At 49.8% G+C, this 12,133-nt stretch carries 11 protein-coding genes and 1 other annotated feature; of the genes, 6 read left to right on the forward strand and 5 right to left on the reverse strand.

Features of this window, described 5'->3' with window-relative positions:
- The 4 genes from PMI05_RS21550 to PMI05_RS21565 all read right to left on the reverse strand — a co-directional run.
- A partial coding sequence (locus PMI05_RS21550) for a pyrroline-5-carboxylate reductase (protein WP_007726278.1) occupies positions 1-401 on the reverse strand: 401 nt, incomplete at its 3' end.
- Between the two features lie 20 nt (positions 402-421).
- Complete coding sequence (locus PMI05_RS21555) at positions 422-1,690, reverse strand: glutamate-5-semialdehyde dehydrogenase (RefSeq protein WP_007726281.1); 1,269 nt, start codon at positions 1,688-1,690, stop codon at positions 422-424.
- Between the two features lie 40 nt (positions 1,691-1,730).
- A complete protein-coding gene (gene proB, locus PMI05_RS21560; RefSeq protein WP_007726283.1) occupies positions 1,731-2,831 on the reverse strand; it encodes a glutamate 5-kinase in 1,101 nt (366 codons plus the stop codon).
- A 46-nt stretch (positions 2,832-2,877) separates the two neighbouring features.
- Positions 2,878-3,125 (reverse strand) — a binding site (T-box leader).
- A 56-nt stretch (positions 3,126-3,181) separates the two neighbouring features.
- Positions 3,182-3,799 (reverse strand): hypothetical protein, encoded by a 618-nt coding sequence (locus PMI05_RS21565; protein ID WP_007726285.1) that lies wholly within the window; start codon positions 3,797-3,799, stop codon positions 3,182-3,184.
- A gap of 152 nt (positions 3,800-3,951) precedes the next feature.
- Between PMI05_RS21565 and PMI05_RS21570 the strand changes: the two genes are divergently transcribed.
- The 6 genes from PMI05_RS21570 to PMI05_RS21590 all read left to right on the forward strand — a co-directional run bounded on the left by PMI05_RS21570 (position 3,952) and on the right by PMI05_RS21590 (position 11,707).
- Positions 3,952-4,368: a hypothetical protein gene (locus PMI05_RS21570; protein ID WP_007726287.1), complete on the forward strand. Its 417-nt coding sequence runs from the start codon at positions 3,952-3,954 to the stop codon at positions 4,366-4,368.
- Positions 4,369-4,428: 60 nt separating this feature from the next.
- Positions 4,429-4,587 (forward strand): hypothetical protein, encoded by a 159-nt coding sequence (locus tag PMI05_RS30890; protein WP_193375270.1) that lies wholly within the window; start codon positions 4,429-4,431, stop codon positions 4,585-4,587.
- Positions 4,588-4,816: 229 nt separating this feature from the next.
- The gene (locus tag PMI05_RS21575) at positions 4,817-5,938 is read left to right on the forward strand and encodes an S-layer homology domain-containing protein (protein WP_007726290.1); all 1,122 of its coding nucleotides are present in this window, start codon (positions 4,817-4,819) and stop codon (positions 5,936-5,938) included.
- Positions 5,939-6,296: 358 nt separating this feature from the next.
- Positions 6,297-8,705 carry a 3-hydroxyacyl-CoA dehydrogenase/enoyl-CoA hydratase family protein gene (locus PMI05_RS21580; protein ID WP_007726305.1) on the forward strand — a complete coding sequence of 803 codons (2,409 nt, stop codon included), beginning with the start codon at positions 6,297-6,299 and terminating at the stop codon, positions 8,703-8,705.
- Between the two features lie 18 nt (positions 8,706-8,723).
- A complete protein-coding gene (locus tag PMI05_RS21585; protein WP_007726308.1) occupies positions 8,724-9,902 on the forward strand; it encodes an acetyl-CoA C-acetyltransferase in 1,179 nt (392 codons plus the stop codon).
- Between the two features lie 26 nt (positions 9,903-9,928).
- The gene (locus PMI05_RS21590) at positions 9,929-11,707 is read left to right on the forward strand and encodes an acyl-CoA dehydrogenase family protein (RefSeq protein WP_007726310.1); all 1,779 of its coding nucleotides are present in this window, start codon (positions 9,929-9,931) and stop codon (positions 11,705-11,707) included.
- Between the two features lie 69 nt (positions 11,708-11,776).
- Here the strand turns inward: PMI05_RS21590 and PMI05_RS21595 are convergent, their stop codons facing one another.
- Complete coding sequence (locus tag PMI05_RS21595; protein WP_007726315.1) at positions 11,777-12,088, reverse strand: Ger(x)C family spore germination C-terminal domain-containing protein; 312 nt, start codon at positions 12,086-12,088, stop codon at positions 11,777-11,779.
- Positions 12,089-12,133: the final 45 nt, after the last annotated feature.

Genomic DNA, 12,133 nt, shown 5'->3' on the forward strand with positions numbered 1-12,133 from the left:
GCAGACGAAGTATTGGGCATCGTGCGGATGATCGGGCACTCTGCACCGAGCCACTCTCCGATCAAGCTGGTAGAGACGCCAGCGACCACGGAAATGATCAATTGGTCGGAACGAACGACCCCACGCAAATCCTGTAAAGCTTCAGCTGTATCCTTCGGTTTGATGGCCAAAATTAAAATATCGGAAGAGCGAACTACCTCAAATTTGTCTTGGGTAGCAGTTACCCCGTAATCATTTGTCAACTGCTCCAAACGCTCCATATTGTTGCGGTTCGTAACGGAAATACGCTCAGAAGGGAGTAAGCCTTTCTTTACGATACCGGAAAGCATAGCCTCCACGATTGAGCCTGCACCGAGAAAACCGATCCGCCCTTTTGTAATCGCTGTTGCTTGGTTACTCATGGTGATTCCCTCCTATTGGACTATCGGATTTGGCCGTTTCCGCGTACGACATACTTGTAAGAAGTGAGCGCTGGCAAGCCCATTGGCCCACGAGCGTGAAGCTTTTGCGTGCTGATGCCGATCTCGGCACCGAAGCCGAATTCTCCACCATCTGTAAAGCGGGTAGAGGCGTTATGATAAACCGCTGTGGCATCGATTGCAGTCAAAAACTGACGGGCTGCGATTTCATCTTCCGTTACGATTGCCTCGGAATGGCCGGAAGTATGCGCTGTAATATGTTCAATGGCATCGCTCAGGCTATCGACAGTGCGCACTGCCAGAATTAGCGCAGAGTATTCCGTATCCCAGTCTTCTGCCGTTGCATGGTGCAATTGACCGGCGAGGTCGGAATGCAGCTCTATCGTACGCTCACAAGCACGGAGCTCAACGCCCTTCGCCAGTAGCTTTTGGAGCAAGGCTCGTTGATTTTCCTGTGGCCAACTGCGGTGCACGAGGAGTGTTTCGGCAGCATTGCATACGGCTGGCCGACTTGTTTTGGCATTGAGCACGATGCTTTCAGCCATGTCAAACTGAGCCGCTTCATCCACATAAATGTGGCAATTGCCAACGCCTGTTTCGAGTACAGGAACGCTTGCGATTTGCAGAACCCGCTGGATCAGTCCTGCACCACCTCGAGGGATGATGACATCGACGAGACCATTGGCGGTGCACAAGTAATCGACAGAGACATGTTCGGCAAAAGGCAAATACTGCACCGCTTCTGCGTCAAGTCCGGTCGCAGTGAGCGCTTGACGAATGCTAGTCACCAACGCGAGATTGCTGTAAACAGCGCTGTGGCTGCCGCGCAAGACGATCGCATTGCCTGTTTTGATGGCGATAGCTGCAGCGTCAACGGTGACGTTCGGTCTGGCTTCGTACACCATTCCAATGACACCGAGAGGGACGCGGATTTGTTCGATGAAAAGTCCGTTTGGCTGTGTCCACGAGTCAATTCGTTCCCCGACCGGATCATCGAGGGATACCAGCTGCGCCAGGCTATCCACGAGTTGTGCAATTCGCTCAGGCGTCAACAGGAGACGATCCAGATAGGAGGCAGGCTGACCGTCTGCTTCCGCGCGGGCGATGTCCTTGGCGTTTTCTGAGAGAATGACGGCTTCATCAGCCAGCAGCTGGTTGCCGATTGCGACGAGCACCTCGTCTTTTTCTTTGCGAGAGAGTATTGCCATTTTTCGTGAAGCCTGTTTGGCCAGAATTATTTGTGTATGCACTTTTTCTTTCAAGCTTTCCATGGTTTCTCCAACTCCTATCTTTCTAACTACATGGATTCGTTTAGATGACAGGCGTCCATTCATCTCGATGTATAACGGTACCGCTGTGTCGCGTTACGTTATCAGGGGAAAGAAAATCACTTAACTGTGTGGCAGTGAATCTGCTGATACCGCGACCGATCAACATACCCTCACAGTAAACCTCGATAACCTCACCTTGCTCGAACATGCCGGATACATCGCGGACACCTGCCAAGAGCAAGCTTTTGCTGTTTTCCAAAATCGCTTCCGCTGCACCGCTATCAACCGTGATTTTCCCGCGGGTAGGGGAGTGAAGCGCAATCCATTGCTTGCGTGTAGGAACGCCGTTCGTTGCAGGCGCTTCTGGATGATAGTTGACGTAGGTGCCATTCCCGTTGCCAGTAAGGACATCCACCAAATCAGTGGTATTCGTCAATTTTCCGATAAAGCTCGAAATTCCTAATGATTGGGCGGTTTTTGCTGCGATCAGCTTGGAGCGCATACCACCTGTTCCCAGTTGGGAAGCTCCGCCTGCAAGTGCCTCGATTTCGTCCGTCACACATTCGAGCCAGCCCATGTGTTTGGCATCAGCATGATAACGAGGGTCTTTATCGTACAAGCCATTCGTATCAGTCAGGATCGTGTACAAATCGGCATGGATGAGACCAGCGACGAGTGCGCCAAGCATATCATTGTCTCCGAAGGTCAATTCCGCTACGGATACCGTGTCGTTTTCGTTGATAATTGGCAAAATATTTTTATCCAATAGCAGTGACAGCGTGGAGAATGCGTGCTGATACCGTTCCTTGTGTGAAAAGTCACCTCGTGTCAGCAAGATTTGCGCCACGCTGAAATTATGGGCGCCGAACATCTGCGTATAGGTTTGCATCAACAAGCTTTGCCCGATGGCCGCTGCTGCTTGCTTGGCTGCCAAGGATCGCGGTCGCTGTTGGTAGCCGAGACTTTGATAGCCGCTGGCGACAGCTCCCGAGGAGACTAAGACAACCTGATGACCCGCTTCGCGCAATTGGCTGATAGCAGAGACGAGCAGCGACATTTTCGCCGGATCAACACCGCCTGTAGCTGCTGCAATCGAACTGCTCCCCACCTTTACTACCAAACGCAACTTCCCCTTTTTCATGCGTAAAACCCCCTTCTTGCATACAAAAAAGCCCTCTCGTCTCTTTGATAAGGACGAAAGGGCTTGATAACCTCACGCGGTACCACCTTATTTGACGTTTTGGACTGAAGGCATACTTCAGCCAAGAAACGCCCGGCTCTCTTTCTTTGATAACAGGTGAAAGAAACCTGTCCAGGTCTTCCCTGGATGCTCTGGGGTGGGTTCAAACCGATTCAAGGACGAAACCTCTCAGCCGGTGGATTTCGCTCTCTGGACCTGAAGGGCGGTTTTACTATTCCCCGTCATTGCCGCTCACTATGTGCTTATTAATTCACTATTATTCGCTTGGTCCGCAAGAAATGTCAAGAGGCTTATTGAAATTGTTCATTCCCATAAGTGCCCATCCGTGATTTGATTTCGAACCGTTTGGTCTTTTGATCGCGCACGAGTCGGTAGCGCAGCGTGCGGTCAGAAGCAAAGGAGGAATCGGTTACATCTTCCACGGTCACACTGAGTTCTCCATTGCTTTTTTGGACATTCGTGTTTCGTACCGAGATCAAAGTCGGATAGTCGACACGGGGGATCGCTACGTATACTTTTTCCTTCACCAGCTTGGTTGTCATGTTGTCGTACATGGCTTCTGCCAGTGGACGGCTCCAAAAACGACCGAAGTAACCCGTTATCTTGTCTTTACTGTCGAAGCGCTTAGGCAATTCACGAAAGACGAGACCATCCTCAAACACAGTTTTGCCCTTCGCATTGTCCGCAGCAGCATAATAGACATTTTCCAACTGATGCTCGGCTTGCTTCAAAAAGAGGACGACATCCGTTTTGTTATCGCCAAGCTTTTGGATGGCAGACTGCTTGGCAGGCTTACTCTGTGTTTTGGCCTTGGTTTTTGCATGCTCCTGCTTTACTTGTGTCAAGCATCCTGTGACGAGCAAAGAAAGAGCGAGAATAAACATCCAGTTTTTCCAGTTGACTTTCATGGCGCACCTCACTTGGGAGCAGTCGTTTTACGTTAGCGTGTGTGTCAAAAAAGACAAATAGCCCAGTTAATATATGGATAGGGGTTGTCTGACTCTCGGATTATGTCTATCATGGAGAGAGTTGGACAGATCGAACAATTGAGGTGGAATATATGTTTGGGTTTGGCAAAAAAGCAAAAAAACTGGACGGTATTGATGTTTTGATTATCAAAACCGAGGAAGCGAAAAATCGCAACTTTTATCAGGTTGCTTTTCCAAGCGTGGTAGCGAATGATATTTTGTCCATGCTGCAAAAATTGGAGAAATCAAAAATGAACAAGCAAGAGTTCCTAGGGGAAATCGGCGGTTTCCGTATCGTGACCCACTTGGAAGCCTTGACTAGTTTTGAAGTTTTGGATGAGGCGGATATGGAGGCACATCCAGTACAGATTCAAGATTTTGCCAACATGCTTCTGCGTCGTTTGGAATCGTTAGAAGAAAGTGGCAAGTTGGACGGAAACGAAGATTTAGCATTCATCATGGGCGAGTTGACTATGCTGCGTGATGGCAGCTTTGTACCACAAAACTAATCATGAGGGCCGTTGGGATAACCGACGGCTCTTTTTCTTTTCAAGCTGGTAATAGGCCTTATGGCAGGAGGCTTAGTCGTCCTCGCCAGTTTATCGTTGGGGACATCCATGTTAGGGACCGCTCTTGGGATTTTCGTCCTGTTCACTCTCATCAACATTTTCTTATATCGGCTGCTTGTGACCAAGGGACCAGGCTGGTTAGAGCAGATGGAAGGATAGTCAGCTCATAAAGAAAAAGGATATAATTGGGCCGCTCATACAAAGTGCGGCTCTTTTTCATTTGTTTTGAAAAAGTATAACAAAGTTCCGTTTTCATCCCGATACAAGAAAGGGAGAGATCAGACCCAGGAAAATAGACCAATATGGCAGGAATGGATGCTACTGGGGACGAATTCCAAAAAAAGGGAGTAAGGGAACGATCATGAAAAGAAAGGAGTTATCGTAAGTCATGGTAAAGCGTTTTGCTATCGTTTTTCTCTTGGCACTGTTAGTGGTGCAAAGCGTTTTTTCAGGGAGTGCGAATGCGGCTGCAACTGGCATGTATACAGACATACAGGAACATTGGGCGCGTGAGCAAATCAACGAAATGGCGGATCTGGGCATCGTAAAGAGGAAGGGATATCAGCCTTTTTACCCAAACAAGCCAGTTACTAGAGGCGAAGCTTTGGCTATGCTGAATCGCGTATTTGAGACGGTATATGGACCGATTGAAAAGCCAGAACGCAAGCCAAACCTGGATCACCGCTATCTACTCCGGGGGGAAGTAGATCAACTGCTGAGCAATCTAAAGACCATGATGAAAATCGAAACGGACGATCTGGGCAAGTTTGATCCAGGAGACCGGATGTTATACTATCTATATTTGGCTGAAACCGGGCACCTGATGAAAAAGCAAGAGAAGGAAAATCCGGACTGGTGGATGTCCAGTGCCGGGATGCAGTGGCCATTGACGAAAGAAGAGGCCAGCTTGATGCTGTTTCATATGCTGGCACCACAAAAATTCCGTACAGCCAATATTAAACCACAAGATACAGTCTCTTTCTTTAACAGCCATTACGAATGGAAGCGCGACCGATTCTATCGGGATACATATTCACCGTACCCACTGGCGATCCGAGAATTCAATCTGTTTCTGACGGACAAGACCTTTTCTCCGAACAAGATCCTGACGCGTGCAGAATACGTCGTTGTGATGGATCGACTGATTGATTATTACCGGATGGATGCAGCTTCGCAGTTCCGTGGTTCATCTGCGAATCAGCAGCACATCGCGCAGGTGTATTTACGAGCAGCGAATTTGGCGTACGAAACAAAAAATCAGAACCAGCTGTCTGCTCTCTTTACAGACGATGCGCTCAAAAGCATGGCAAAGCTGGAGCAAGTGCCCACGTACAACGGACCGGTAAAAGTATCGGTCAAGGCTGACGAAAACATTTCAAAAGCCCTCTGGGTGATTGCTCATTATTTAGACCCGAAAAACGGTGACTTCCAGATTGAATACCGATTGGAAGAAGACGCGTCCAACGCTTACGGACGCAAGATTACCACGCTGATTTACTCGCAAAAATAGCACAGAAAATGGGGCACTGGACAATTGATGCCCCTTTTCTTTTCTTTCATGAAGTGACGATTGCAACTGACAGAATTTTCGATTACAATAAAAACTGAACGGTGATTCAGTTGGTGGGAGCGTAACATCTCCGGGCTTGTTAGACAGCCAAAACGTGGGATGTCATTTTTTAACCCACATACTGAATGAGCATTCATTCAATGGAAGGCATGTGCTGATGTACACAGGAATATCTATGGAGAAAGTAGAAGTTTTAAAAATGATCTGCTAGTCTGAATATTAGGTATTCACTGTTGCGAGGCCATTCTTTTGACCATGAATAAGCCATGACTAGGTTTTTTAAAAGGAGGATTTGGAGATGGAACGCAAAATTCGCAAGGCGGCAGTTCTCGGTTCAGGCGTCATGGGCGCAGGGATCGCAGCACATTTAGCCAACGTCGGTATTCCCACTTATTTACTGGACATCGTGCCGCGTGAATTGACAGCAGAAGAGAGTACAAAAGGACTTACTTTGTCTGATAGCGTGGTGAAAAACCGGATAGCACAAGCGGGCCGTGACCGACTTTTGAAGGAGAAGCCGGCGCCGCTCTACGATAAAAAGAACATCGATCTGATTACAGTTGGTAACTTCGAAGACCATCTCTCTTGCTTGAGAGAGGTCGATTGGATTATTGAGGTAGTTGTCGAGAACATCGAGGTGAAGAAAAGCGTCTTCGCTATGGTAGAAGCGCATCGCAAGCCAGGGACAATCGTGTCTTCCAATACGTCTGGGGTTTCTATCAACGAAATGGCAGAGGGACGCTCTGATGACTTCCGCAAGCATTTCCTCGGCACACACTTTTTTAACCCACCGCGCTACTTGAAACTGTTGGAGCTGATTCCAGGTCTAGATACAGACCCGCAAGTCATCTCTTTCATGAAGCATTTTGGTGAGCATGTGCTCGGAAAAGGAATGGTCGTTTGCAAAGATACACCTAACTTCATCGCCAATCGCATCGGTACATATGGATTGCAGGTTTCGATCCACGAAATGGTGCGACTGGGGCTTGGGGTAGATGAGGTAGATGCGTTGACAGGACCGGTCATCGGCCGTCCGAAGAGCGCTACGTTCCGCACACTCGATGTCGTCGGACTGGATACGTACGTGCATGTGGCGGGTAACGTCAGGAACAAAAGCACGAATGAGCAGGAGCGCTCGGTTTTTGAAGTGCCGGAGTTCGTTCTACAAATGGTGGAGAAAAGATGGATCGGGCAAAAGGCTGGTCAAGGCTTTTTCAAGCAGGTGAAGACGGAGAAAGGCAAAGAGATTATGGCACTGTCGGTTGACACGTTGGAATACCGACCAAGTGTGAGGCCGAAGTTCGCTTCCCTCGAAACAGCCAAAACAGCCAAGACATTGCCTGAGAAGTTGAGAGCGCTCGCATACGGCAAGGACAAGGGCAGTGAGTTTGTCTGGAGTGTCTTCAAAAAGGTACTGCTGTACTCTGCTGAAAAGGCTCATGAGATCGCAGACGATATCGTCTCTGTTGACCAGGCCATGAAGTGGGGCTTCGGCTGGGAGATGGGGCCGTTCGAAACATGGGATGCCATCGGTCTCGAAAAGTCAGTGGCAAAAATGCGTGAGGAAAACGAGAAGATTCCGGCACTCGTGTCGGAGCTGCTCGCGAGTGGGAATACCTCCTTCTACCAAAAAGAGCAAGGAAAGCGCAGTGTGTTTTCCATCGGAGGCACCTACAAGGACGTCGAAGAGAGCAAGGAAAACATTAACTTGGCAGCACTTAAGGAGCAAGGCAAGCTGATCAAGAAAAATGCGGGTGCCGCCTTGATCGATTTGGGAGATGGAGTCGCATGTCTGGAATTCACCTCCCCGCACAATGCGCTCGGGATGGATGTCTTGCAAATGGCAAGTCAGGCCGCAGATGAAGTGCAAAAGAACTTCGCTGGCCTGGTTATCGGTAATCAAGGCAAAAACTTCTGCGTCGGTATGAATCTCGCCATGGCGTTGATGGAAGCACAGGATGAGAACTGGCTGGAGCTCGATATGCTCGTCACGAACTTCCACAAAACAGCACGGGCACTGCGCTACATGCATCGTCCAGTCGTTGCAGCACCGTTCGGCATGACGCTTGGCGGCGGTGTCGAGGTGGTCTATCTCGCGGATCGTGTACAGGTATCGGCAGAGACGTACCTTGGACTGGTAGAGGTGGGAGTAGGGCTTCTGCCAGGTGGCGGAGGAACGAAGGAGATGCTGTTCCGAGCAATGGAAAACGTTCCAGAGGGAGGCAGCATGCCAGTTGATCCTTTCCCATTCGTGGCGAAGGCGTTTGAAGCCATTGCTATGGCAAAGGTATCTACGAGTGGTCAGGAAGCCATCAATCTGGGGTACCTGCGACCGACTGACCGCATCAGCGTGAATGCCGATCATCTGTTGTACGATGCGAAGCAACTGGTGCTCGCGATGGATAAAGAGGGCTACACGCCGCCAGCGTCACGCAAAATTCGCGTCATTGGAGAAACGGGTTATGCGAACCTGCGCCAAAATATTTATGCCATGAAGAAGAGTGGATATATTTCCGAGCATGATGAGCTGATCGCAAGCAAAGTTGCCTATGTCATGTCCGGTGGTAACGTGCCAGCGGGTACAGAAGTGACAGAGAGCTACATTCTGGAGCTGGAAAAGCAAGCGTTCCTCGAACTGATCAAGACACCGAAAAGCCAGCAACGGATGCAGCACATGCTGACCAAAAACAAGCCTTTGCGTAACTAGGGAGAGGGAGGGATAACGATGAGAGAAGCAGTTATTGTCGCGGGCGCCCGCACCGCTATCGGTAAATCGAAAAAAGGAAGTCTCAAGGATTTTCACCCAGTCGATATGGGAGCCGCAGTTGTAAGCGACCTGTTGCGCCGCGTGCCACAGCTCGATCCGGCTGATATCGAGGATATCATCATGGGGACGGCTGTACCGGAAGCGGAGCAAGGCATGAATATGGCTCGCTTGATCGGACTGCGTGCCGGATTGCCGACAAATGTATCGGGAATCACGATCAATCGCTTTTGCTCCTCCGGTTTGCAGACGATTGCTTACGCTGCACAGCAGATCATGGTCGGCAGCTCCGATGTGGTTGTCGCTGGCGGGGTGGAGAGCATGAGTCTGGTGCCAATGCTCGGTCACAAAATCGCACTCAATCCGACTTTGGTGGAAACGAAGCCGGAAGCGTACATGAGCATGGGTCATACCGCTGAAGAAGTAGCGAAGAGGTACAACATTTCTCGTGAGGATCAGGATGCTTTTGCTCTGCAAAGCCATCAGCGTGCGACGGCCGCCATTGCTTCAGGGAAATTTCAGGATGAAATCGTCCGATTGACAGTCAAGCAGCATTTTGTAGATGAAGCTGGCAAGGTTCACGTCCAGGAACGTGTTTTCGACAAGGATGAAGGAGCGCGTTCGGACACGACGATGGAGGCACTCGCCAAACTCAGGCCGGTTTTTCATGTGCAAGGTAGCGTAACGGCAGGAAACTCCTCGCAAACGAGCGACGGCGCGGCGGCAGTTCTCGTGATGTCTGCCGAGAAAGCAGCCGAGCTGGGTGTCGAGCCGATTGCCAAGTTCCGTTCCTTTACGGTTGGCGGCGTAGACCCTGATGTCATGGGGATTGGTCCGGTTGTCGCGATTCCAAAAGCATTGAAGCTAGCGGGAATCAGCTTGGAGGATGTCGATCTGTTTGAGTTAAACGAAGCGTTCGCTTCTCAATCGATTGCCGTCATTCGCGAGCTGGGACTCGATCCTGAAAAGGTCAATGTAAATGGTGGGGCAATCGCATTAGGGCATCCACTCGGTTGCAGTGGTGCCAAGCTGACCGTCCAGCTTTTGAACGAAATGAAGCGCAGAGGCGGCAAATATGGAGTCGTTACGATGTGTATCGGTGGTGGAATGGGAGCCGCTGGCGTTTTTGAGATGATCTAATTTTAAAATAAGGGAGAGGGATAGTAATGGCAGAAACAAAAGATTTGATCCGCGGTGGAAGCTTTTTGATCGATGCAGGTTCAGCTGATGATGTATTCGTGCCAGAAGAATACACCGAAGAGCAAAAGATGATTGCCAAGACGACAGAGGATTTCGTCAACAAGGAAGTTCGTCCTCATCTGGAAGAGCTTGAAAACCACCAATTTGATATTTCGGTTCGTCTGTTGAAGGAAGCAGGGGAGCTCGGTCTGTTGGCTGGAGACGTTCCAGAGAAATACGAGGGACTGGGGCTGGATAAAGTCAGTACTGCACTCGTAACAGAGAAGTTCTCGCTGGCTCGCGGCTTTGCGCTCAGCTACGGCGCCCATGTCGGTATCGGGTCACTGCCGATCGTGTACTTTGGAAACGAGGAGCAAAAACAGCGCTATCTGCCTGATCTGGCATCTGGAAAACGAATCGCTGCCTATTGCCTGACAGAGCCAGGCTCTGGCTCAGATGCACTGGGTGCGAAGACGACAGCGACTCTCTCCGCAGATGGCACGCACTATATTCTTAACGGAGAGAAGCAATGGATCACAAACGCTGGCTTTGCAGATGTGTTTATCGTATACGCGAAAATTGATGGCGAGAAATTTACTGCCTTTATTGTCGAGCGCACATTCCCAGGTGTTTCGTTTGGACCGGAAGAGAAGAAGATGGGGATCAAATGCTCTTCGACACGCACGGTCATTTTGCAAGATGTACCTGTGCCGGTAGACAATCTGCTCGGTGAGCCTGGAAGAGGTCACGTGATCGCGTTCAACATCTTGAACGTTGGTCGTTACAAACTCGCGGTGGGCGCAGTCGGCTCCGCGAAAAAAGCGGTGGAACTCGCGACGAACTACGCAAAAGAGCGTAAGCAGTTCAAAACGCCAATTGCCAACTTTACCTTAATCAAAAACAAACTGGCGAACATGGCAGTGAAAACGTATGCGGCTGAAAGCTCCGTCTATCGGACAGTGGGTCTGTTCGATACAGCGCTGACTCGCTTGGGTGAAAAAGCGGATGATGGCGCGGAGGTTGCGAAGGCGATTGCCGATTATGCAATCGAATGCTCGATCAATAAAGTATTTGCCACTGAGGTCTTGGATTACTGCGTGGACGAAGGCGTGCAAATCCACGGTGGATACGGCTTTATGTCCGAGTATGAGATCGAGAACATGTACCGTGACTCTCGGATTAACCGTATTTTCGAGGGAACGAACGAAATCAACCGCATGCTCATCCCAGATACGCTCGTGAAAAAGGCGATGAAAGGCGAACTACCGCTCATGCAAGCAGCAAGCAGCCTGCAAGCAGATCTGATGAGCTATTATCCAGAAGAGATTGAAGATGCACCTTTGGCTATGGAGAAGCATCTGATCAACATCACGCGCAAAATCATTTTGATGGTGGCTGGTTCTGCGTTGATGAAATACCAACAAGCGATGTCCAAAGAACAGGAACTCTTGGCATTCGCGGCTGACATGCTGATCGAGCTGTATGCAATGGACAGCATCGTGAAGCGGACAGAGAAAGCAATGGCGGCAAATGGGCTCGAAGCCGAGCAGCAAAAGCTGGAAATGACCGCTGTCTATGTGCATGAGGCATTCGACCGTATCGAAGGCTGGGCAAAAGAAGCAATGGCGGCGATGGAAGAGGGCGACGAGCTTCGTCTGCGCCTCTCGATCCTGAAAAAACTGACCCGCCGTACGCCGATCAACACGGTGGCACTCAAACGTTCGATTGCGGATCGTGTGATTGAAGCGGGAGCATATGTGGTGTAGTTCTTAATAAAAGACGAAAAAAGGAGCAAAGCACAATGCTTTGCTCCTTTCGCATTTAACGCACTTGCTTCACCTTTGATATCCCGCCATCGTAAATTTGACATTCACCGCCTCCAGAGAAGACGACTGTAGCGGTAGCGCTTCATTTTGCTGCATTCGTTTCCATTCTTGCGGATATTTGCGATAAAGGGTGTGACCGAGCTGGAGCGTGTCCATCTGCTGCTTCCGACCTATTTCGTACAACCCCCGAATCTCCGCTTCGATTTTTTTCGCGGCTTCTTTCTCGATTTCCCCGCCAAAGTAATCTCGTACTCCCCACAGTATTTGCAGGGCATTGGGATTTATTCGATTCAGCGGTAGAATGTGCCAAGTCACATGCATATTTTGGGAAGCTCTCACGAACGCTAATGGAACATACTTCGTAAA

Source organism: Brevibacillus sp. BC25 (assembly GCF_000282075.1).
Lineage (GTDB): Bacteria > Bacillota > Bacilli > Brevibacillales > Brevibacillaceae > Brevibacillus.

What these genes read in the sequence shown, in the direction of transcription:
- proB (WP_007726283.1), bottom strand. Translation starts at nt 2,831, where the DNA reads ATGAAAAAGGGGAAGTTGCGTTTGGTAGTAAAGGTGGGGAGCAGTTCG.
- PMI05_RS21565 (WP_007726285.1), bottom strand. Translation starts at nt 3,799, where the DNA reads ATGAAAGTCAACTGGAAAAACTGGATGTTTATTCTCGCTCTTTCTTTG.
- PMI05_RS21580 (WP_007726305.1), top strand. Translation starts at nt 6,297, where the DNA reads ATGGAACGCAAAATTCGCAAGGCGGCAGTTCTCGGTTCAGGCGTCATG.
- PMI05_RS21555 (WP_007726281.1), bottom strand. Translation starts at nt 1,690, where the DNA reads ATGGAAAGCTTGAAAGAAAAAGTGCATACACAAATAATTCTGGCCAAA.
- PMI05_RS21590 (WP_007726310.1), top strand. Translation starts at nt 9,929, where the DNA reads ATGGCAGAAACAAAAGATTTGATCCGCGGTGGAAGCTTTTTGATCGAT.
- PMI05_RS21570 (WP_007726287.1), top strand. Translation starts at nt 3,952, where the DNA reads ATGTTTGGGTTTGGCAAAAAAGCAAAAAAACTGGACGGTATTGATGTT.
- PMI05_RS21585 (WP_007726308.1), top strand. Translation starts at nt 8,724, where the DNA reads ATGAGAGAAGCAGTTATTGTCGCGGGCGCCCGCACCGCTATCGGTAAA.
- PMI05_RS30890 (WP_193375270.1), top strand. Translation starts at nt 4,429, where the DNA reads ATGGCAGGAGGCTTAGTCGTCCTCGCCAGTTTATCGTTGGGGACATCC.
- PMI05_RS21595 (WP_007726315.1), bottom strand. Translation starts at nt 12,088, where the DNA reads ATGCATGTGACTTGGCACATTCTACCGCTGAATCGAATAAATCCCAAT.
- PMI05_RS21575 (WP_007726290.1), top strand. Translation starts at nt 4,817, where the DNA reads ATGGTAAAGCGTTTTGCTATCGTTTTTCTCTTGGCACTGTTAGTGGTG.